This is a genomic window from Synechococcus sp. N19, assembly GCF_900474045.1.
Lineage (GTDB): Bacteria > Cyanobacteriota > Cyanobacteriia > PCC-6307 > Cyanobiaceae > Parasynechococcus.
The window spans coordinates 1-21,173 of sequence record NZ_UCNR01000011.1; the positions used below are offsets into that span (position 1 = coordinate 1).

Annotated in this window: 21 protein-coding genes and 1 tRNA gene; 14 read left to right on the forward strand and 8 right to left on the reverse strand. The window is 60.8% G+C overall.

Annotated elements, in window-relative coordinates; translation table 11 throughout:
• The first annotated feature begins 1,313 nt into the window (after positions 1 to 1,313).
• Positions 1,314 to 1,562, forward strand: a complete 249-nt coding sequence (locus DXY02_RS07300) for a DUF3104 domain-containing protein (protein ID WP_114988722.1) — start codon at positions 1,314 to 1,316, stop codon at positions 1,560 to 1,562.
• A gap of 852 nt (positions 1,563 to 2,414) precedes the next feature.
• Here DXY02_RS07300 and DXY02_RS12835 read toward each other — a convergent pair.
• The 3 genes from DXY02_RS12835 to DXY02_RS07310 all read right to left on the reverse strand — a co-directional run bounded on the left by DXY02_RS12835 (position 2,415) and on the right by DXY02_RS07310 (position 3,709).
• Entirely contained in the window at positions 2,415 to 2,636 is a 222-nt protein-coding gene (locus DXY02_RS12835; RefSeq protein ID WP_136987660.1) for a hypothetical protein, read from the reverse strand.
• A gap of 475 nt (positions 2,637 to 3,111) precedes the next feature.
• Positions 3,112 to 3,246, reverse strand: a complete 135-nt coding sequence (locus DXY02_RS13075) for a hypothetical protein (protein ID WP_256377308.1) — start codon at positions 3,244 to 3,246, stop codon at positions 3,112 to 3,114.
• A gap of 391 nt (positions 3,247 to 3,637) precedes the next feature.
• Positions 3,638 to 3,709 (reverse strand) — tRNA-Val (locus DXY02_RS07310).
• Positions 3,710 to 3,767: 58 nt separating this feature from the next.
• Between DXY02_RS07310 and DXY02_RS07315 the strand changes: the two genes are divergently transcribed.
• Together DXY02_RS07315 and mazG are read left to right on the forward strand one after the other, a co-directional pair.
• Positions 3,768 to 4,250 (forward strand): metal-binding protein, encoded by a 483-nt coding sequence (locus DXY02_RS07315; protein WP_114988724.1) that lies wholly within the window; start codon positions 3,768 to 3,770, stop codon positions 4,248 to 4,250.
• Between the two features lie 32 nt (positions 4,251 to 4,282).
• Complete coding sequence (gene mazG / locus DXY02_RS07320; protein WP_114988725.1) at positions 4,283 to 5,116, forward strand: nucleoside triphosphate pyrophosphohydrolase; 834 nt, start codon at positions 4,283 to 4,285, stop codon at positions 5,114 to 5,116.
• Here the strand turns inward: mazG and arfB are convergent.
• Positions 5,113 to 5,544, reverse strand: coding sequence for an alternative ribosome rescue aminoacyl-tRNA hydrolase ArfB (gene arfB, locus DXY02_RS07325; RefSeq protein ID WP_114988726.1), 432 nt, complete (start codon positions 5,542 to 5,544; stop codon positions 5,113 to 5,115). The genes mazG and arfB overlap by 4 nt on opposite strands.
• Before the next feature lie 269 nt (positions 5,545 to 5,813).
• On the opposite strand from arfB, the gene speE reads away from it, so the two are divergent.
• Together speE and speB are read left to right on the forward strand one after the other, a co-directional pair.
• Positions 5,814 to 6,656, forward strand: coding sequence for a polyamine aminopropyltransferase (speE, locus tag DXY02_RS07330; protein ID WP_114988727.1), 843 nt, complete (start codon positions 5,814 to 5,816; stop codon positions 6,654 to 6,656).
• Positions 6,653 to 7,540, forward strand: coding sequence for an agmatinase (gene speB, locus DXY02_RS07335; RefSeq protein WP_114988728.1), 888 nt, complete (start codon positions 6,653 to 6,655; stop codon positions 7,538 to 7,540). The genes speE and speB overlap by 4 nt, the downstream gene beginning before the upstream one ends.
• Here speB and DXY02_RS07340 read toward each other — a convergent pair.
• Together DXY02_RS07340 and DXY02_RS07345 are read right to left on the reverse strand one after the other, a co-directional pair.
• Positions 7,537 to 7,932: a cyclic nucleotide-binding domain-containing protein gene (locus DXY02_RS07340; RefSeq protein WP_114988729.1), complete on the reverse strand. Its 396-nt coding sequence runs from the start codon at positions 7,930 to 7,932 to the stop codon at positions 7,537 to 7,539. The genes speB and DXY02_RS07340 overlap by 4 nt on opposite strands.
• An 83-nt stretch (positions 7,933 to 8,015) precedes the next feature.
• Positions 8,016 to 8,228, reverse strand: a complete 213-nt coding sequence (locus DXY02_RS07345; protein ID WP_114988730.1) for a hypothetical protein — start codon at positions 8,226 to 8,228, stop codon at positions 8,016 to 8,018.
• A gap of 130 nt (positions 8,229 to 8,358) precedes the next feature.
• Here DXY02_RS07345 and gcvT point away from each other — a divergent pair, with 130 nt between their 5' ends.
• The 9 genes from gcvT to DXY02_RS07390 all read left to right on the forward strand — a co-directional run bounded on the left by gcvT (position 8,359) and on the right by DXY02_RS07390 (position 18,637).
• On the forward strand, positions 8,359 to 9,462 hold the full coding sequence (gcvT, locus tag DXY02_RS07350) for a glycine cleavage system aminomethyltransferase GcvT (RefSeq protein ID WP_114988731.1): 1,104 nt from the start codon (positions 8,359 to 8,361) through the stop codon (positions 9,460 to 9,462).
• Positions 9,463 to 9,511: 49 nt separating this feature from the next.
• Complete coding sequence (gene aspS / locus DXY02_RS07355; RefSeq protein WP_114988732.1) at positions 9,512 to 11,341, forward strand: aspartate--tRNA ligase; 1,830 nt, start codon at positions 9,512 to 9,514, stop codon at positions 11,339 to 11,341.
• Positions 11,342 to 11,443: 102 nt separating this feature from the next.
• Positions 11,444 to 12,577 (forward strand): RpoD/SigA family RNA polymerase sigma factor, encoded by a 1,134-nt coding sequence (locus DXY02_RS07360; protein WP_114988733.1) that lies wholly within the window; start codon positions 11,444 to 11,446, stop codon positions 12,575 to 12,577.
• Positions 12,578 to 12,641: 64 nt separating this feature from the next.
• The gene (locus tag DXY02_RS07365; protein WP_114988734.1) at positions 12,642 to 14,291 is read left to right on the forward strand and encodes a CTP synthase; all 1,650 of its coding nucleotides are present in this window, start codon (positions 12,642 to 12,644) and stop codon (positions 14,289 to 14,291) included.
• Positions 14,292 to 14,300: 9 nt separating this feature from the next.
• Positions 14,301 to 14,918 (forward strand): 7-carboxy-7-deazaguanine synthase QueE, encoded by a 618-nt coding sequence (locus tag DXY02_RS07370; RefSeq protein ID WP_114988735.1) that lies wholly within the window; start codon positions 14,301 to 14,303, stop codon positions 14,916 to 14,918.
• A gap of 68 nt (positions 14,919 to 14,986) precedes the next feature.
• Entirely contained in the window at positions 14,987 to 15,841 is an 855-nt protein-coding gene (locus DXY02_RS07375) for an NAD(P)-dependent oxidoreductase (RefSeq protein WP_114988736.1), read from the forward strand.
• Entirely contained in the window at positions 15,838 to 16,518 is a 681-nt protein-coding gene (gene queC, locus DXY02_RS07380) for a 7-cyano-7-deazaguanine synthase QueC (RefSeq protein ID WP_114988737.1), read from the forward strand. Before DXY02_RS07375 ends, queC begins: the two co-directional genes overlap by 4 nt.
• On the forward strand, positions 16,515 to 17,813 hold the full coding sequence (locus DXY02_RS07385) for an anthranilate synthase component I family protein (protein WP_114988738.1): 1,299 nt from the start codon (positions 16,515 to 16,517) through the stop codon (positions 17,811 to 17,813). The genes queC and DXY02_RS07385 overlap by 4 nt, the downstream gene beginning before the upstream one ends.
• 11 nt (positions 17,814 to 17,824) lie before the next feature.
• A complete protein-coding gene (locus DXY02_RS07390) occupies positions 17,825 to 18,637 on the forward strand; it encodes an aminotransferase class IV (protein ID WP_114988882.1) in 813 nt (270 codons plus the stop codon).
• Between the two features lie 19 nt (positions 18,638 to 18,656).
• Here DXY02_RS07390 and DXY02_RS07395 read toward each other — a convergent pair whose 3' ends face one another.
• Both DXY02_RS07395 and DXY02_RS07400 read right to left on the reverse strand, forming a co-directional pair.
• Positions 18,657 to 19,448, reverse strand: a complete 792-nt coding sequence (locus DXY02_RS07395) for an HAD-IIB family hydrolase (protein ID WP_114988739.1) — start codon at positions 19,446 to 19,448, stop codon at positions 18,657 to 18,659.
• Positions 19,445 to 21,172 (reverse strand): alpha-amylase family glycosyl hydrolase, encoded by a 1,728-nt coding sequence (locus DXY02_RS07400; protein ID WP_114988740.1) that lies wholly within the window; start codon positions 21,170 to 21,172, stop codon positions 19,445 to 19,447. The genes DXY02_RS07395 and DXY02_RS07400 overlap by 4 nt, the downstream gene beginning before the upstream one ends.
• Between the last annotated feature and the right edge of the window lies 1 nt (position 21,173).

A 21,173-nucleotide genomic window follows, 5' to 3' on the forward strand; every position in this document is an offset into this window, starting at 1 on the left:
GACCATATTTTTGTGCCTTGAGGGCACAAAGTCATCGGCATTAAGGCGCATTGCCCCTTTGATGGCATCTACGCGAATGTTGGGATGGCTTGCCGCAACGGGTTGATGCAAGCTTTGGGCACTGACGAGAAGCACTGGCTCCTGTTTTTCAGGGGAGGAGTCGGTACAGAGTCTTCGCTTGCCACAACATTGGTGTGCCTCATTTAGTTACTGCCACTGCCTCATCTGAACTGCACTGAACCCCCAGCAGGAGCGATGGTATCTGCGGAAGTTCAGTCGCATGGATCTTCCATCCAATGGAGGGGCAATTTCCATTGGACGCTGTGTGTGTCTACGCTTATCCAGTCCGGCGTTGACATAGCAAGTGACGGCCTGGCTCCTCTCCTCAACCAGGGGAGTCAGTTCAGCGTTTTCAGTCGTAAAAACATTTCAGCGAATCATTTGGACGCCGCTTTCGCCCCATTGGAACGGCACACGATGCCTGCCGAGGCGATAGTTTGACTGGAGCGCAGCACAGCCTCCATCCAATGGAGTGATGACCATTGGGCGCTGGTAACACCACTGAATCTCCTCTTTTTCCTCAGGGGGAGATTCAGATCAGCGTTATCTGACTGATGGTGAGCAACGTCTCCTAAACCTCAATGGCGTTATGTCGCAGCATCCGCTGCAGCTCAGTCCATGGTGATCTAGGAATCCGTCTCATTTGGTCGCTGCCATCGCTTCATCTGAAAGAGCGCAGCCCACGATAGAACTGATCGTGTCTTTGGAAGTTCCGTTGCTGGGCACTTCCATCCAATGGTTTCTCCAATGACCATTGGGCGCTGTCCAGAAAAGCTGACTTCCTTTCTTGGCGGACGGGGAGTCAGTTCAGCGTTAACTGAAGGGTGACTTGACCTCAGGAAAAACGACTGAGTTGCTGGAAGTAGTCACCGCGATTGTCGTCACGGCAGGGCTGGTTGGCGGAAACCTTCTGCTGTTCTCACCATTGCGGATAGACAACAGGATTAAAGCTCCAGCACCTCCAGCTCAACCTGAGAACGCGGCTGGTCCAGTATTTAGGTGAACAGCTATGGACGTTGACGCGGCTCATTTGATCACTGCCATCTCCTCTTAAGAACAAGCAATAGCCATAGACGGTGCGACTGTGACTTTGGAGGCCCACCTCCATCCAATGGCCCCTGCATGACCATTGGGCGCTGATAACACCACTGACTCCCTCTCTGACGATGCGGGGAGTCAGATCAGCGTTATTTCATAGGCAGCTGCAACTCGTCTAACTGCCAGAAGCAGTAGAGACCTACTTGAAAAGGTGTATGTCAATTGATCATGCAAGTGGCGCATCAACGCCCAAACCAGATCCGGTCTTTCTCCACGTCAAAGCGGGAATGGCGGTGATCATCAAGAACACTGACAAGACCTGGCGCGTGGCTGACGTCATTAACGTTATTGGCAGCGCCAAAAACCCGAAGATTCCAAAGTTTTTCCAGGTGATATATGTGGATAATCACGTCACCAACTGGGTCAATGCTGACCTCGTGACTCACATCGTTCCAAGGGTCTGAAGTGCCGGCATACACAGCGTATGAGCAAACTCCTGCACCTCGGAACGTTGACGCGAATCATTTGGACTCCGACATTGCCTCATCTGAAGAGAGACCACTCAACGAAAAAGTGATTATGTATTCGGAGTCCCCAAAACCTCCATCCAATGGCAAGCCGTGGTCATTGGGCGCTGACAAGAAAGCTGGCTTCTCTTCTGACCGGGAGAAGTCAGTTCAGCGTTATATAACTGGAGGCGGGCAGCACCTCAAGGTCTAAGACCTAAGAATCATTCCATAGCCAGATTTCACAACTCCGAGCAGCGCAGACACCCAAAGCGACATGAAATCGTAGTGATAATAATTAGTTATTCTTTATTGCCTTCTAACAACCATCTCTAGACAGTATTTAGAAACTCAGTCGACGTAGTCTACTCAAGGATCAATCACCACTAACCGAAGAACCCTTATGTCGTAGATTTATCGATAAAAATCTTCCCTCTTAAGCGGTGTTTTCCGCTCGTTATTCTTAACATAGAAGAACGCCGCTGCGGCAACGCACAAGAGCGGTAATGCAGTAAAAAGGAGAAGGGCAATAGCGGTGTAGTCTTGATGCATAGCAAGAGAAATTTGCTACATATTAATTTCTAAAATAAAGATCACTATGTCGAACTCTACCCTGCCTTGAACCAAAAGATATTGCACGCTGTCTGCCAATAGACAAGTGCATCTTAATCATATGCGAATAGCCAATCACGTACTTCATTGGGCACCAATAAACTTCCTGAAAATCACCAAAAACAAAAGACGAGGTATGCGCATTAGTAGCTTTGCAAGCGAGAAGGTATATATTTGGCAATATCTAGACTTATAGAACTAACTTTCCTTGGCTTTAAATCCTTCTCGAAAAGACTCCAAATCCTGCCTTGCTCTCAAATAGACTATGAGACGCTCACAACTTTGAGATTCCATCCAGTTCGCTTCAGAGGCAACAACCTTTGCATAAAGTGCACGCTCGGTTTTGGTTTCAAAGCGCACTACACCTTCTTCTAAGGGTGCATGGACGAAATAATCCCAATTAGGCTCAACCACCTTCAACAAAGCACTAAAAGTAATCTAAATATTGATGAAATCGAGTTCATCCAAAATTAACCAAAGAATGTGAGGCAATTGGTTAACCGGAGTAAAATATGGGCATAAGCAAGAAAGCGCACTGCATCAAGAAATTTCTCTGAATCTTCGGCTAAGTCGGCCCTAAGACTTCATAAGCGAGAATAATTTGTGCTGCATGCCACATCAATTGAAAATATTTATCACACCCAACATGAATACCTTCGGTCAAGATTCATAAGTCGTCCTTGGACGGGATCGACGGGCCAATGCACTCTCCTCTTTCGCTGGGCTAGCGAAAGAGGAGATGGCCCCTTGGCTACTTCGAAAAGTATCTTTTGAATCGATTTACACATACTTGTCTTGATTGGATCTATAAGGAATTACCCGTCCAAGGTCAGTGAAAGCCCCGACTAAGTCGGGGCTTTTGCGTGCTGAGTCATCGATCAAATGAGGAGCTTGTTCAGTATTTGCGCCTGTTGATGCCGTAACCGCGGTGGGAGTTGTATCCGGTGCCGGTCATGTGATCAAGCTGGCGGATGGCACTCACCACGGCGCCAGGGTTCTTCTGCTGCATCGCCTGCCCAGCCGCGGCCATCAGCGTTTGGATTGACCACGACAGCAGCTCCTGCCGGTCGATTCCGCTCTCATCGATGTCGTCCTTGATCTGCGTCCATGCTTTCTTCAGAAGCCTGTAGCCCTGCGCTCTGGAGACCCCCCACGCTTGTCTCGCAAAACTGAGACAAGCGGTATTGGGCTGCCCCTCCAGGATCATCCCTGGAGGTGTTCGACTCTCTCCAGTGTCTCTGTTGCGGTAGCTCGCGGCATAACCGATCAACTCGTGAAAGCCGCTGGTAAAGCGAACTTTTGGGCCGACTCAACGATAGGACTATTTGGAGCACCTTTTGGAGCACACCTAGATGAAAATCAAGAAAAGTGGCCTCCCTGCTCAGAACAGAAAGCCAATGCTGGTGGTTGCTTTGAAGGAATGGGCGATACTGGGATCGAACCAGTGACAATCTCCTTGTAAGGGAGGTGCTCTACCGCTGAGCTAATCGCCCCACCAGGCAGATTCTGCCCTAACGCGTCAGCTTGGGGGCGCACGAGAGCCCCGAAGACTTGGCAACGGGTCGCCGCCACGATCAGAGCATCTGGGTCATGAGTCTCCCGCTCGGCATCGCTGTGGGCTTGGTGCTGGGATGGGCTGCAGCCTTGATCGCAGCCGCCAGCTGCCTGGCTGGCGGTTTATGGCTGTCCCCAGACCTCGATACCCGCTCCAATGCGCTGCGGCGCTGGGGAGCCCTCGGCTTTCTCTGGTGGCCCTACCGCCTGCTGATTCCCCATCGCTCGCTCTGGTCCCATGGTCCGCTGCTGGGAACAACCGCGCGCCTGGCGGTGCTGCTCACCTGGTGCCTGATCGTGAGCATGGCGGTTCCAGCACTCTCACCAGCGGTGCTGCTGACGACGCTCCAGCAACTGATGCATCAGCACCCACGGGAGTTCATCGCTCTGCTTGTGGGCTTGGAGGGCAGTGCCTGGATCCACCTGATCCTCGATGGCGACCCCTGGCCCCAAGAATGGTCGAAGAAACGACAGCGATGAGAAGGTGGGCGTTGCCCCAGTGTTGCCCCGGCATGGCCAACGCTCCTTCTGACGCCATCCAGCGACTGATCGATGTTGTGGCCCAACTCAGGGATCCAATAGCGGGCTGTCCCTGGGATCTGGAGCAGACCCATGCCTCGCTGATGCCCTACGTGCTGGAAGAGGCCCATGAAGTGGCCGATGCGATCCGCCAGGGCAGCGATGCCGAGATGAAGGAAGAGCTGGGGGATCTGCTGCTGCAGGTGGTGCTGCATGCCCAGATCGCTCGGGAGCAGCAGCGCTTTGATTTGGATGCGATTGCCGACGGCATCAGCGACAAACTGATCCGCCGTCACCCCCATGTGTTCGGCGATGCCGTCGCCAGCACCAGTGACGAGGTGCGACGCAGCTGGGAGGCCATCAAGCTCCAGGAGCAGGCCGAGGCACTGGCGGGCTCCTCCAGCCCCCTCAGCGACCGGCTCAGAACCAAGGTGCGGGGCCTGCCGGCCCTGGCTGGAGCCATGACCATCTCCAAGAAAGCGGCCAAAGCCGGCTTCGAGTGGGATGACATGGCCGGCGTCTGGGAGAAGGTCCATGAGGAGCTGGACGAACTGAAGGAGGCGGTGGCCAACGGCGACAAAGGTCATGCCCAGGAGGAACTGGGGGATCTGCTGTTCACCCTGGTGAATGTGGCTCGTTGGTGCAGCATCGAACCCGAGGAGGGTCTCGCCGGCACGAATCAACGCTTCCTCGACCGCTTCTCCCGCGTTGAAGCTGCCCTGGAAGGGGATCTGCAGGGCCGCAGCATCAACGAATTGGAAGCCCTCTGGAAACAGGCCAAAGCGGCGATCCGAGCAGAAAACTCGCCCACCTCTGGATCCGATTAGTCGTCCAGGGAGGGACGACTGCGCCGTTGACGCTTGAGGTCACCACGCTTTTTCTTCGTGTCCAAGCGCCGCTTCACGGCACCACGACCCGGCCGGGTGGCCTTTCGGGCACGCGGTGCTGGCTGCAAGCCCTCCCGCAGCAACTCCCCCATGCGATGCAGAGCCTTCTGTCGGTTCTGCCATTGGGAGCGTTCTTCTGCGACCACAACCCGTAGGCAGCCCTCCACCAAACGGGGCTGGAAGTGCTCCAGCAATCGGGCGTGGCGAAATGGACCCAGACAGGAACAGTTCGCTAGATCCAGAAGCAATTCCACACGGGAATCGGTGGTGTTGACCCCCTGCCCGCCGGGGCCGGATGAGCGGCTAAACCGCCAGCGCAGCTCCCTGGACGGAATGGTCAACCGCTCGTTCACCACCAGGTCTTGCACCAGCCATCTCCTGGCTCAAGAACAACAGGATGCTCCCACCAGGTTGATGCTTCGAAGAGGGACCACCTACATCAACCCTCAGCCCTATCTGTAAAACGAAAGCCTTGATCTGATGAAAAAGGCTTTGGAGCTGCCCTCTTCCACAGCAGCTCCCCAACCAAACACATTCAACCTCCACATCTTGCGTTCGTCAATCCCAAGAGCACTACATCTGGTGTTTGGTAACAGGCCCCCCGGATCCTTAGCTGGAGAGATGCCCACCGCAGCCCATGAGCAGCTGGATTGACGAAGAGCACCGCGGCGTCCGCTATGGATTGAGGGGAGAAGTGCTGGTCGAGGAGACCAGTCCGTTCCAGCGGATCAGCGTGATTCGCAGTGAGCGCTACGGGCGGGGGCTGCTCCTGGATGGCTGCTGGATGACAGCGGAACAGCAGGAACGCCACTACCACGAGGCGTTGGTGCACCCAGCCCTATGCAGTGCCAGCTCGATCGAGCGGATCCTGGTGATTGGCGGCGGAGACGGCGGCACCGCGCGGGAATGCCTGCGGCACCCAGGTGTCCAGCGGCTGGACATGGTGGAGATTGACGGACGAGTGGTGGAACTCAGCCGGGAACACCTCCCCGACATCGGCGGATCCGCCTGGGCCGATCCGCGGTTCCAGCTCACAGTGGGCGATGGCATCGCCTGGGCCGCTGAGGCTGAGGACCAGAGCTATGACGTTGTCTTGGTGGATGGCTCTGATCCCGCCGGACCCGCCGAAGGCCTGTTCAACCGCGCCTTCTTTGAAAACTGCCGACGGATGCTGAAGCCCGGGGGCGTGTTCGGCACGCAGAGCGAATCTCCGGAAGCCTTCCGCGATGTCCACATCGCCATGGTGCGCCTATTACGCGAGGTGTTTGACCATGCCGACCCGCTCTATGGCTGGGTGCCGATGTACCCCAGCGGCTGGTGGAGCTGGACCTTCGCTGCGATGGCAACACCCCGCTACCGCACTCCAGACCCAGAGCGCAGCGAGGCCATCGCCGCAGGCTGCGAGATCTGGTCACCGCGCTGGCAGCGGGGGGCCATGGACGCCATCCCCGCCTTCGTCGAACGGGAACTGCAGCCATGACCGCACAACCGCCGAATGGGCTTTTCGACAGTTTGTTTGACAGCGACGGAACCATTTTCATGGGATCCCGCCGCAACCCTGCCGACTGCCGCGTTGGTCTATTTGGTGTGCCGTATGACGGCACCACCTCCTTTCGCCCTGGCACCCGCTTCGGCCCCGCCGCCATCCGAGAGGTGAGCGCTGGCCTGGAGACCTATTGCCCGCAACTCAACCTGGATCTGGAGGATCTCGACTTTGCCGATCTTGGTGCCGTTGAGATTCCCTTCGGCAACCCTGAGCCGGTTCTCACCAAGGTGAAGCAGGCGACCGAAGCCGTGCTCGGCCTGGGGCTCAGGCCTCTGATGCTGGGCGGGGAGCATTCGATCAGCTCCGGTGCCGTGGAGGCTGTGGCACAACGCCACCCCGACCTGGTGCTGGTGCAGCTGGATGCCCATGCCGACCTCAGGAACAGCTGGCTGGGGGCCCGCCACAGCCATGCCTGCGCCATGCGCCGCTGTTTAGAGGTTCTTCCCAGCCAGACGCTGTTTCAACTCGCGATCCGGAGTGGCACGCGGGAGGAATTCACCGAACTGCACGAGAGCGGCCGGCTGATGCCCAGCGTCGACGCCCTTCAACAGGCTCTCGCTCCCTTGCAGGGGAAACCCATCTATCTCACCGTCGATCTGGACTGGTTTGATCCCTCAGCTCTGCCGGGTACAGGCACCCCTGAACCTGGTGGCTACCACTGGTCTGATTTCGCCAGCCTGATCGCGGTGCTCAAGGAGCATCACCTGGTGGCGGCCGATGTGGTGGAACTGGCCCCACAACTCGACACCAGCGGCATCAGCGCCGTGCTGGCCGCCAAGGTGACCCGCAGCCTGCTGCTGCTCCTGGGTCGCGACTAATAGAAGTGACGGGCATCAGCCCGCTGCTGCCGCAGACGGCTGTGCTGTTTGCTGAGCAATTGCAGCACCAGCGTTGGGTGCCTGTGGATGAGTGCCAGAAAGTTGGTGCGGCTCAGGCGGAACAGCGAAACAGGAGTCACCGTTGTGGCATCACGGCTGTGGCACTCGATGCCATGCACCAGATCCTCGTAGAAAAACAATTCGCCGCTACCAAAGCGAATGCGGTTCAACGGACCACTGCTCAGTTCCATCCATCCCCGTTCAATCACATGGATGAACTGCACAGGTTCACCGGCACTGAAAACCGTTGCGCCGGTGGGAAGCGTCAGGTGATCCACCTCAGGCTGTTCCTGGATGAGCTCCAGAGGAGTCAGCGGAGCTGAGGCAGACAAGGCAACGACGTGATTGGGTGCAGTATCCCGTGATCATCCGGTGGAGGCCATCACGGAGATCAGAGTCGAGGACCAATCCGGCCTCAGCTCAAGGTGCGATCCAATTCCAGCTGGCACTCACCAACGCTGCTGCTCTGCAGAGCCGGAAGCTTGGGAGAACGGGGGGTCCAGTGGTGACAGACCATCAGATCCGCAATCTCGGCATGCACCTCCAACCGGCGCAGACGGCACCACCCCTTGGCACCTGCCGGCAGGGTGCAGTACTGACAACTGCGACAGCAGGAGCTGGTGGCCAAACAAGCGCCCCGGAAACGCGCTCAAGCTAGTGACGGTCTGCGAAACGGACCATCGACAGGGACAAAGTTCCGGGTTCCCTTCCGGATCGTGAAGCCCTCCATAAGAATGCGCATCTCATCGGCCGCCCCCATGTCCCTGCAGCGCACTCCCCTGTTCGAGTCCTGCCGCAGCGCCGGGGGCCGCATGGTGCCGTTTGCCGGCTGGGAGATGCCGGTTCAGTTCAGCGGCCTGATCCAGGAGCACAAGGCCGTTCGCGAACGGGTCGGCATGTTCGATATTTCCCACATGGGAGTGCTGCGCCTCGAAGGTGCCAATCCCAAGGATGCGCTGCAAAAGCTGATCCCCAGCGACCTGCACCGCATCGGTCCCGGCGAAGCCTGCTACACGGTTCTGCTGAACGAGCGCGGCGGCATTCGCGACGACCTCATCGTTTACGACTGCGGTGCCATTGATGCCGAACGGGGTGCGCTGGTGCTGGTGATCAATGCCGCCTGCGCCGACAGCGACACCGCCTGGATCCGTGAACAGATGGAGCCCGCTGGCCTGACGGTGACCGACATCAAAAAGGACGGTGTGCTGCTCGCTCTGCAGGGCCCTGAGGCCATGGGTTTGCTGCAGGAGCTGAGCGGCGAAGACCTCAGCGGCTTGCCCCGCTTCGGCCACCGGATGCTCAATCTCAAGGGCCTGAGCCAACCGGTGTTCAGTGCTCGCACGGGCTACACCGGCGAAGACGGTGCCGAGCTGCTGCTCAACGCCGACGACGGACAGAAGCTCTGGCAGCTTTTGCTCGATCGCGGTGTCACGCCCTGCGGCCTGGGGGCACGGGACACCTTGCGGCTGGAGGCCGCCATGCACCTATACAGCCAGGACATGAACGACACAACCAACCCCTTTGAGGCCGGGTTGGGTTGGCTCGTGCACCTGGAAATGCCCGTGGATTTTGTGGGCCGACAGGCGCTGGAGCAGGCGGCGGAATCCGGCCCGGCCAAACGCCTGGTGGGGCTCAAGCTGCAGGGTCGTGCCATCGCCCGCCACGACTATCCCGTGATGCACAACGGAGAGACGGTGGGCATCGTCACCAGCGGCACCTGGTCACCCACCTTGGAAGAAGCGATTGCCCTGGCCTACGTGCCGCCGTCCCTCGCCAAACTCGGCACCGAACTGAGCGTTGAGATCCGCGGCAAGGCCCAGCCGGCAACGGTCGTTCGCAAGCCCTTCTACAAACGCGCCTGAAGCTCACCGCTGCTGTGGGAAACTCGCTCTTCTCCAGTTGAGACATCCCATGCGCAGCAACGGTTGCGGCGACCTGCGCGAACAGAACATTGATCAGCAGGTGCAACTGTGCGGCTGGGTGGATCGACGCCGTGATCACGGCGGGGTGATTTTCATCGACCTGCGGGACCGCAGCGGCACGGTGCAGATCACGGTGGACCCGGATCTGGGCGCCGACGCCTTCGCCGTCGCCGAGCATCTGCGCAGCGAAACCGTGCTGCAGGTTGAAGGGAAAGTCCGGGCCCGGCCCGGCGACTCCCTGAACGACAAGCTGGCGACGGGAGCCGTGGAAGTGCTCGCCAGCGGCATCACCGTGCTGAACAGCGTGAAAGGCAACCTGCCCTTCCCCGTGTCGGTGCACGACGAGGAGAACACCCGCGAAGAACTGCGGCTGCGCCACCGCTATCTGGATCTGCGCCGCAAGCGCATGAACGACAACCTACGGCTGCGGGCCCAGACCATCCAGGCCGCCCGTCGCTTCCTGGAAGACGCCGGTTTCATCGAGGTGGAGACCCCGGTGCTGACCCGCTCCACGCCGGAAGGCGCCCGCGATTACGTGCTGCCCAGCCGGGTCTGCGGCGGCGAATGGTTCGCCCTGCCCCAGTCCCCCCAGTTGTTCAAGCAGCTGCTGATGGTGGGCGGCATCGAGCGGTACTACCAGGTGGCCCGCTGTTTCCGCGACGAAGACCTGCGGGCCGACCGCCAGCCGGAATTCACCCAGCTGGACATCGAGATGAGCTTCATGGATCAGGAGCAGATCCTGGCGCTGAACGAATCACTGATCTGCGCCATCTGGAAGGCCGTGAAGGGCATCGAACTGCCGCGGCCCTTCCCACGCATGACCTGGCATGACGCCATGGAGCGCTATGGCACCGACCGACCCGACACCCGCTACGGCATGGAGCTCACCAACGTGAGCGACATCGTGAAGGACATGGGCTTCAAGGTGTTCAGTGGCGCCGTGAAGTCCGGCGGCGCTGTGAAGTGCATCGCGGTGCCCGGCGGCAACGATGCGGTGAGCAACGTGCGGATCAAGCCGGGTGGCGATGTGTTCAGCGAGGCACAGAAAGCCGGTGCCGGTGGCCTGGCCTTCATCCGGGTGCGCGACGGCGGTGAGATCGACACGATCGGCGCCATCAAGGACAACCTCAGCGATGAGCAGAAGCAGGAGCTGCTCAGCCGCACCGGCGCGAAACCCGGCACCCTGCTGCTGTTCGGTGCCGGCGACACCGCCACGGTGAACAAGGCCCTCGACAGGGTGCGCCAGTACCTGGCCAAGGAGCTGGGCATGGTGAAGGCCGACCGGGACAACGACCAGTGGAACTTCCTCTGGGTGGTGGACTTCCCGATGTTCGAGTTCAACAGCGACGAGAACCGTTACGAGGCCCTGCACCACCCCTTCTGCGCGCCCAATGCGGAGGATCTCGGCAGCGATGCATCGAAGTGGGCCGAAAACCTGCCCGGAGCCCGGGCCCAGGCCTACGACCTTGTGCTCAATGGCCTTGAGCTCGGCGGCGGCTCCCTGCGCATCCATGACTCCGCCCTGCAGCGCCAGGTGTTGCAGACGGTTGGATTGCCTCTCGAGGAGGCCCAGGAGCAGTTCGGCTTCCTGATGGACGCTCTTGATGTGGGCGCACCGCCCCACGGCGGCCTGGCCTTCGGTGTGGACCGGATGGTGATGCTGCTGGCCGGAGAGGAGTCGATCCGCGACACCATTGCCTTCCCCAAGACCCAGCAGGCCCGCTGCCTGATGACCAGTGCCCCAGGGGGCGTTGCTGACAAGCAGCTAGAGGAACTGCACGTGGCCAGCACCTGGGTTGAGCCCGACCAGGAAGACTGAAGGCGGCTACTGGGCTGAGCAGATCCCGAAGGGAATCAGCGCATTTGTCGCACCGCGGCCAACGGCGAGGAACCCTGAAGTTGGACTTCACAAGGCCAGCTTTTGCCCAGCAAGCCCCGACGGACAGGGGGGACCCGTGAGCGCCGCAGCAGCGGCACAACGGATCTGCTGCGGCTTTATCTCCAGGACATCGGCCGGGTCGACCTGCTCACCAATGAGGAGGAGGTCACCCTGGCCCGCCTGGTGCAGCGCCGTGAAGCACTGCTGCTCCAGCAACGGGAGCTGGCTGAGAGCGATGCCGCCATCGGTGAACTGCACCGTCTCGAAGAACTGCAACGCCGGGAAGCCAACCAGCACAGCCACTGGCCAACCAAGCAGGAATGGGCCCGAGCGGCAGGACTGCCCTTGCCCGAGTTGCAGCAGCGGATTGACCTGGGCTATCAGGCCTGGGCCGAGCAGGCCCAGCTGGAGGCTAAGGATCTGAAGCTGGCCCTCCGCAACGGGCGGCGAGCCAAAGACCACATGATTCAGGCCAACTTGCGCCTGGTGGTGGCGGTGGCCAAGAAGTACCAGCAGCGGGGCATGGAAATCCTGGATCTGGTCCAGGAGGGAACGCTCGGGCTGGAGCGGGCCGTGGAAAAGTTCGATCCCACCCGTGGTTTCCGCTTCAGCACCTACGCCTACTGGTGGATCCGCCAGGGCATCACCCGGGCCATCGCCACCCAGAGCCGCACGATCCGTTTGCCCGTTCACGTCACCGAAAAACTGAACCGGATCAAACGGGTCCAGCAGGAGATTGCAAGCAACGAAGGACGCATTGCCTCGATCGCGGATCTGGCGCGCGAATTGGGCATCAGTGAAGACACCGTGCGCCAGACCCTGGCCCGGGTGCCCCGCTCAGTGTCTCTGGACACCCGTGTCGGCCGCGAACAGGACACCCAGCTTGGGGATCTGATCGAGGACGGCCATGCAACCCCGGAGCAGACCCTCACCCACGACGAACTCCACAACGATCTGGAGGATCTCCTGGATGAACTCACCAGTCGCGAGGCCGCTGTCCTGCGCCGGCGCTTCGGATTGGAGGACGACACGCCCCAGACCCTGGCCCAGATCGGGGAGGAGCTGAAACTCTCAAGGGAGCGCGTTCGTCAGATCGAAACCCGCGCCCTGCTGAAACTGCGGCAACCCCAACGACGCAGCAAAGTCCGGGATTACATCCAGGGCCTGGATTCCTAAAACACCGGTTCCCCCTGGAGCCCATGACCGACGCCAGCTAATTTGAAGAGTCGCCCGGCAGGTCATGGCCAAATTCGTCTTCATCACCGGTGGTGTGGTGTCCAGCATTGGCAAGGGAATCGTGGCGGCGAGCCTCGGCCGGTTGCTGAAGTCGCGGGGCTACAACGTTTCGATTCTCAAGCTGGATCCCTACCTGAATGTGGATCCCGGGACGATGAGCCCGTTCCAGCATGGTGAGGTCTTCGTCACCGAAGACGGCGCCGAAACCGATCTCGACCTGGGCCATTACGAGCGCTTCACCGACACGGCGATGTCACGCCTGAACAGCGTGACCACCGGCTCGATCTACCAATCGGTGATCAACAAGGAGCGCCGCGGCGACTACAACGGCGGCACCGTTCAGGTGATTCCCCACATCACCGGCGAGATCCGCGAGCGCATCCACCGGGTTGCCTCCAACAGCAATGCCGATGTGGTGATCACGGAGATCGGCGGCACCGTGGGTGATATCGAATCACTGCCCTTCATCGAAGCCATCCGTGAATTCCGGGAGGACGTGGGTCGCAACGACCTGGCCTACATCCACGTCACCCTGCTGCCCTTCATCGGCACCTCCGGCGAGCTCAAAACCAAGCCCACCCAACACTCAGTCAAGGAACTGCGTTCGATCGGCATCCAGCCGGATGTGCTCGTCTGCCGCAGTGATCGCGACATCAGCGACGATCTCAAGCGGAAAATCGGCGGCTTCTGCGGGGTGCCCACCCGCGCCGTGATTCCCTCTCTGGATGCCGACAGCATCTATGCCGTGCCGCTGATCCTTGAGCAGGAGGGTCTGTGCCGTGAAGTGCTGGACGTGCTGAACCTGACCGACCATGACAGCGACATGGCGGCATGGGAACAACTGGTCAACAAGCTGCGCAATCCCGGCCCGTCGGTGAAGGTTGCCCTGGTGGGCAAGTACGTGCAGCTGAACGACGCTTACCTCTCCGTCGTCGAAGCGCTGCAGCATGCCTGCATTGCCCAGGATGCCTCCCTCGACCTGCACTGGGTCTGCGCCGAACAGATTGAAGCCGACGGCGCCGATGCACTCCTGCGCGGAATGGACGCCGTCGTCGTGCCTGGTGGCTTCGGCAACCGTGGCGTCGATGGAAAGATTGCAGCGATTCGCTGGGCCCGGGAACAACGGGTGCCCTTCCTTGGGCTCTGTCTCGGGATGCAAACCGCTGTGATCGAGTGGGCTCGCAACCAGGCCGGCCTCACCGAGGCAACCAGTGCTGAATTAAACGAAAACACGCCCCATCCCGTGATTCACCTGCTGCCGGAACAGCAGGACGTGGTCGACCTGGGCGGCACGATGCGCCTGGGGGTTTACCCCTGCAGGATTGCGCCGGGAACCCTCGCCCAGAGGCTTTACGGGGACGAGGTGGTCTACGAACGCCACCGCCACCGCTACGAATTCAACAACTCCTATCGCAATCTTTTCCTGGAATCCGGATATGTGGTGAGCGGCACGTCCCCGGACGGACGCCTGGTGGAGTTGATCGAACTGAAAGGGCATCCGTTCTTCACCGCCTGCCAGTACCACCCCGAATTCCTCTCCCGGCCTGGACAACCCCATCCGTTGTTCCGGGGATTGATCGAAGCAGCCCAACAACGCCTTCCGGATTCACCGGCTCAGGCCCTGCGTCAACAGGGGGACATTGCGATCCCATGAACCGCGTCGATGGCTGACTCCCGGCGTCTCCCGGTGGTGGAAACATTCCATTCCCTGCAGGGAGAGGGCCACCATGCCGGACGCAGTGCATTTTTCATTCGGCTCGCCGGCTGCACCGTGGGCTGTCCGTGGTGCGACACCAAGCACTCATGGCCGGCCCAAGGGCACCCTGAGCAACCCATCAATGCCTTGGCTGATGCCGCCCAGATGGCAGCTGAAGCCGGAGCCAGCTTCGTTGTGATCACCGGTGGAGAACCGCTGCATCACGATCTGCAGCCCCTCACCCAGGCCCTCGATGCGCGATGCGGTCTCCCCCTGCATCTGGAAACCAGCGGGGTGGATCCACTCAGCGGACGCTTCGATTGGATCACCCTCTCGCCAAAACGCCACCGCCCCCCACGGCAAGAGCTTTTGCAGGCCTGCCATGAGCTGAAGGTTGTGGTGCATGGCCCGCAAGACATCAGCTTCGCTGCAGCCATGGCGTGCAAGTGCGAGGACGACACAGAGCGGCTGCTGCAACCGGGCTGGGAGAGCAGCATCGGAGAAGCCCTGGCTGTGGAGCATGTGCGTCAACACGCCCAATGGCGCCTCAGCCTGCAAAGCCACAAATGGCTTGGAATCCGCTGAAGGAGGCCGTTGAGGGCAGGGTCTGCTCCACTACGTTGAGGTTGAACAGAATTTGATCACCTGAGCCCATGACCTCAGTGGCCGTTCTGGGCACAGGCCTCCTTGGAACGGCGATCGCAACGCGATTGCTGGAGCAGGGTCTCAACGTCCACGTCTGGAATCGCGACCCCTCCCGCATCGTCTCCCTCGTGGAGAAGGGTGCAACAGCGATCGACGATCTGGGGCAAGCCGCGAAAAACAACAGCATCTTGATCACCGTTTTGCGTGACGGGGCAGCAACGGCATCCGTGATCGGCACGATTGGGGATCTGCAGAGCTCAACGGTGGTCCCGATGGGGACCATGGGAGTTGAGGAAAGTCGCAAGCTCGCCACACAGGTTGCGGACCAGGGAGGGCAGTATCTGGAAGCCCCGGTGCTCGGCAGCAAACCACAGGCGCTGAACGGATCGCTGCTGGTGATGGCCGGCGGCGAAGAGCAGGTCTTCGAAGAACAACGGCCACTCCTCTCTCATCTCTGCCAAGAGCCCCAGCTCGTAGGCCCCGTTGGCAGCGGCGCTGCCACCAAGCTGGCCCTCAATCAGTTGATCGCCAGCCTCACTCACAGCTTCTCCCTCTCCCTGCAACTGATTCAGCGGGCCGGCGTTCCTGTGGAAACGTTCATGGCCATCCTGCGGCCGTCTGCGCTCTACGCCCCCACCTTCGACAAGAAGCTGAAACGGATGCTGGATCACAGCTACGCCGATCCCAACTTCAGCACCGCCCTGCTACGCAAAGACCTGCGCCTGTTCCTGGAGGAAGCGACAACGGCTGGGCTCCAGGATCAGGGGTTGAGCGGTTTGCTGTCACTGCTTGAACAAGCCAAGGACACCGACCTTGATGAGCTGGACTACTGCGCCCTGCACGAACTCACGGTTCTGAGATGAGTCATCGCACTGCCATCGCGCTTCTCTCCGGCGGTTTGGATTCCGCAACCGCTGCGGCCCTTGCCCTTGAGCAGGGCGACCGCGTCATCGGCCTGTCCTTTGACTACGGCCAGCGCCATCGCCGCGAATTGGACGCCGCCGCTGCCGTTGCTGAGCAGCTTGGCTTGGCAGAGCATCACCGCATCAGCGTGAATCTGGCCAGCTGGGGGGGCTCAGCCCTCACCGACGCCAGCATCTCGATCCCCACCGATGGCGTGGAGGAAGGCCGTATTCCGCCCACCTACGTGCCAGGGCGCAACACCGTGTTCATCTCCATTGGCCTGAGCCTGGCTGAGGCTCGCGGAGCCGAGAGGTTGGTGCTGGGCGTGAATGCTGTCGATTACTCGGGGTATCCCGACTGCCGGCCCGACTACCTCAACGCCTTTCAGGGCCTGGCCGACCTGGCCAGCAAAGCCGGTCGAGAAGGCCATGGTGCCCAACTCTGGGCACCGCTTGTGCAGTGGAGCAAGGTGCGCATCGTTGAGGAAGCCCTTCGCCTGGGTGTTCCGATCGAAACAACCTGGAGTTGCTACAGCGGCGGCACGCACCCCTGCGGCGTTTGCGACAGCTGCCGCATCCGTAATGCAGCGCTCCGCGAGGCAGGCCGGCCTGACCTCTGCAGTTCAACAGCGGCATGATCCACCCCCAACGGCTTGAACTGCCCTGGCAGGAGCCCAAAGCGCTCGCGAACCAACTGGCCCATGCCTACGGCGAAGAAGGCCTGGTCTGGCTGGATGGCGACGGCAGCAACCTGGGCCGATGGGCCACCCTGGCGGTGGCACCCCAGGAGATCATCTGCTGCCGTGGCCTCCCTGGAGAGCCAGGAGCCCGCAATCCCTTCGAGGCACTACGGGGGCTTGCCCCAGGGCATTGGTGCGGCTGGCTGAACTATGAAGCCGCCGCCTGGGTGGAACCGGGAAACCCCTGGGCCAGCGATGGCATGGCCACGCTTTGGATCGCCCGCCACGATCCGGTGCTTCGCTTTGATCTGCAAAAGCGCAGGCTGTGGATCGAAGCCAGCAGCACGGCTGCTTTGGAACGCCTCACCCAACAGCTGGCCTCCAGCCCTGAGCAGCCCAAAGACGAGGCCCCATCAATCCCCTTAACGGCCTGGAGTCACCACACCACACCCGAGCAGTACGCCGCAGGAGTGCAGCGCATCCGTGAGCTGATCGCTGCAGGTGATCTCTTCCAAGCCAATCTCACGGCCTGTTGCAGCACAGCCTGGCCCCAGGGAGGCAGCGCCCTCGAGCTGTTTCTCACCCTGAGGCAGGCCTGTCCTGCCCCCTTTGCAGGGCTGATCATCAGCGACCAGAACGAGGCGTTGCTGTCATCGTCCCCGGAGCGTTTTCTGCAGGTGAGTGCTGATGGATCCGTACAAACCCGGCCGATCAAAGGCACCAGGCCGCGCCATGGCGACCCCGAACAGGATGCAAATCTCGCCGCGGAACTCGTGTGCAGCGACAAGGACCGGGCCGAGAACGTGATGATCGTCGACCTGCTGCGTAACGACCTCGGTCGTGCCTGCCAGCCGGGTTCGATTCAGGTTCCCCAACTGGTGGGGCTCGAAAGTTATGCCTCCGTGCATCACCTCACCTCAGTCGTGGAGGGACAACTTCAGGCTGGATTGAGCTGGGTCGATCTTCTGGAAGCCAGTTGGCCTGGGGGGTCGATCAGCGGGGCGCCGAAACTGCGGGCCTGCCAACGCCTGCATGAGCTCGAGCCCACCAGCCGAGGGCCTTACTGCGGATCACTGCTGCGGGTCGACTGGGACGGCAGCTTCGACAGCAACATCTTGATCCGATCCTTACTGCGCCAAGGCGACACCCTGCGAGCCCATGCCGGCTGCGGAATCGTCGCCGACTCGGATCCCCTTGGCGAAGCAGAGGAGTTGATGTGGAAACTGCAGCCCTTGCTGGAGGCGCTGACATGACCACCGCTGGCATGAGCACCGCTATCGCCTGGATCGAGGGTCAGTGGGGAACAACAGCAAACCTGCAGCTTCCCCTCGACGACCGCGCCCTGCTCCTGGCCGACGGCCTCTTTGAAACGGTGCTGATCCGCAACGGTGCGCCGCAACTCCTGGAGGAGCACCTGCAGCGCTGGAGCGACAGTGCAGCTCTGCTGGGCATGGACCAGCCACCGCAGCAAAACGCGCTGGAGCCTCTAATTGAAGACGCGATTCAACGCAGCCAGCTGAGCGAAGCCGATGGAGCCCTGCGGCTCAACTGGAGCCGGGGCAGCTCACCTCAGCGCGGAATCGGACTGCCGGCCCCAGGGCACCACCGCTTTTGGCTCACGCTCCAGGCCTGCACGCCAACATTTTCAGCCGTCACGACCATCACCAGTCGGCATGAGCGCCGCAACGCCTCCAGCCGCTTGAGCCGTTGCAAGACCTTTGCCTACGGGCAATCGATCCAGGCCCGCAGGGAAGCCCAGGAGCAAGGGGTCGACGACGCTCTGCTCTTGAACACGGCTGGAGCCCTGTGCTGCGGAACGGCGGCCAATCTGGTGGTCCGGCGTCGCGGGCAGTGGCTGACACCGCCCCTCAGCAGCGGCTGCCTCCCAGGGGTGATGCGGGGCCGTGCACTGGCCCAGGGCATCGCGGTGGAAACCGAGCTGGCGGCCACTTTCGATGCCGACGATCAAGCCGTTCTGATCAACAGCCTCAGCTGTCGACCGATCGCATCCCACAACGGTCAGCCCATGGCGGCAACCACTGCTGCAGTGGAGCTCTGGCAATCCTTGCTGGATTGAGCCAGGGGCCAGTGATGGCCTAGACCTGAAGAATCCGGCGCACAGCCTCATCCCAACCGTTGGCATGGGGGGCTGCCGCCAACTGGAAACGCCCAGTATCGATCCCGGAACGCAACGCGGGATGGGGGCCATCGGGCCCGGGCACAACGACAGCGATGTCAGCCACCTCGAGCAAAGGCAGATCGTTGGGGGAATCCCCCAAGGCCAAGACCTGCACCTGCTCAGCACCCAGATGTCGCTTCAGGGTGGCCAACGCCTTGCCTTTGCTGATGTCTGGCCCCAGCAGGTGACCCATGCGGTTGCCCTGCACCACCGTCAGGCCCATCCGCTGGACCAGGGCCTCAAGCCGGCGACGCCCCTCTACCGAGGGCGGCACAAAAGGCACGCTGCAGCAGCGCCGCTGCGCCTGGCGCAAGGCTTCACCACCAAGCCCCAACAACCGCTGCCCTTCCGCCTCACTGAGTTCATCCAACGGGCGCAGGGGCTCACCCAACTCAGCCTGAAGTCGCTGCAACTGAGGTTTCAGCGCCGTCCAATCCGGACCCAACGCCAGCTCCCAGGGCTCCCCTTCCGGAGTTTCCCCATGCACGGCGCCACCGTTTTCAACGATGTAAGGGTCATGCAGCCCCGCCTCGGCGCGAAAGCCGCGCACTTCCTCGGCCGTTTTGCTGGTGCAGGGAATCACCGGAATCCGGTGCTGTTGCAGCTGACGGATCAGATCCTTGGCCGGCGACCAGTCGTAGCTGTGATCCAGCAACGTGCCGTCGAGATCAGTCACCACCCACCACGCCGGCTCGACACTCGCGGTCATGGCTGAACCAACCAATGCACCGCATAAGGCTCTAGCGAATGCGACTGATGTGGTTCGAACACATGACCGCTCAGGCAATCGGCCCAGGGCTTGTTCAGATCACCACCCAGGCCACTGAGGCGAAAGCTGAGGCGCGCTGCCGTGATGTTGTGGACAGCCACCAGCATTTCCCCCCCACGGGAGCGCCGCAGGATGACGCAATCACTCCGGTCTCCGCTCAGCACCGTCATCGGGGCATCCGGGTGCAAGGCCGAGTGAACAGCTCGTTCGGCCAGAGCCCGCCGCAACACCGGCAGCAGCGCAGAGACATCTGAATCGGGATCCGCCAGGCGGCGCTCCAGGGCCTGGGCCGTGAACTGGGGCCGATTCAGATCCCGGCGATGGCCCGTGCGACGAAAGCGGGTCAGATCATTGGGAGCCGCCAGCAACGCCGGCAAATAAAAGGCGGGGACCCCTGGCAAGGCCAGGATCAATAGTTGAGTGAGCAGGAAGCGCTCCCGTTGGAAATAGGTGGGATCAATCCCCCCATCCGCCATGGCACTCCACCAACTGATGTTGATCTCGTAGGGAACCTCCTCACCGGAACTGAGCATCCTGTGGCTGACGAGTCCACCCCGTTGCTCGCAGCCGATCAACAACTGCAGCAAGCGCTTCTGGGGCATCAGGCCCTCCAACGGCCGTAAACCGATGCCGTCATGACAGGCGGTGAAATTGAGCAGCCCCGTTTGCGGCGGCAAGTCGGGCCAACGACTCAGCCAGGCATTGAGCAGATCGGCCCGACCACTGACGCTGGCCTCCAGCAGCAAGGGCGGCAGGGGAAAGTTGTAAGCGAGATGCGCTTCATCACCGCTCCTCAGATAGGAGAGGTTTTCTTGCTCCGGCACGTTGGTCTCGGTGACCAAAACGCCATCGGGTCCCACCTGATCAAGCAGCAGCCGCAGCACCCGAACCAGTTGATGGGCCTGCGGCAGATGGATGCATGAGGTGTGGGGTTCCTTCCAGACAAAACCCACGGCATCCAGACGGATCCACCGCACCCCATGCCGGGCCATGCGTTGCATCAGCCGGGCAAAGCCCAGCAGCACCTCCGCACTGCGCCAATTGAGATCCACCTGATCCGGGCCAAAGGTGGTCCAGACCTGACGAGCACCAACGGGGCCCCTCAATTGCGTGAACAGATTGGAACTGCGCGGACGAACCACATCCACCCAGCAGGGATCAGGGGCTGCCTCGAGCACACAGGAGCGGCCGGGCTGCTCATCCCGCATGAACTGCTGCACCCAGGGGTGAGAGGCCGACACGTGATTCAGAACCAGATCGGCCATCAGCCGTCGGCCCTGGGCCAGGGCGGCGAGATCATGCCAATCACCGAAACGCTGCTCAAGCGTCGTGTGGCTGGCCACCGCAAAACCGCCATCACTTGTGGATTGAAGAAACGGCAGCACATGAATCACAGCTGCGAAGGGCTGCAGATGGCGATTCACAAACGTCTTCAAGGCCTGAAGCCCAGGAAAACCCTGCTCACCAATGGTGTCGGCGTAGGTGATCAAGACCACATCGCCACCGTCCCAGCGATCGATGTGTTCTGCCATATCGCCATCTCCTGACGATTGGCTCAAGATCTGCAGCAATTGCGACGACAACTCCTTGCCATCCCCGGAAGAATCGTTCGGGTACAGATCGCCAAGCAGGGTCCGCAGCGTCTCGTCGCGCGGGGGCTGCATC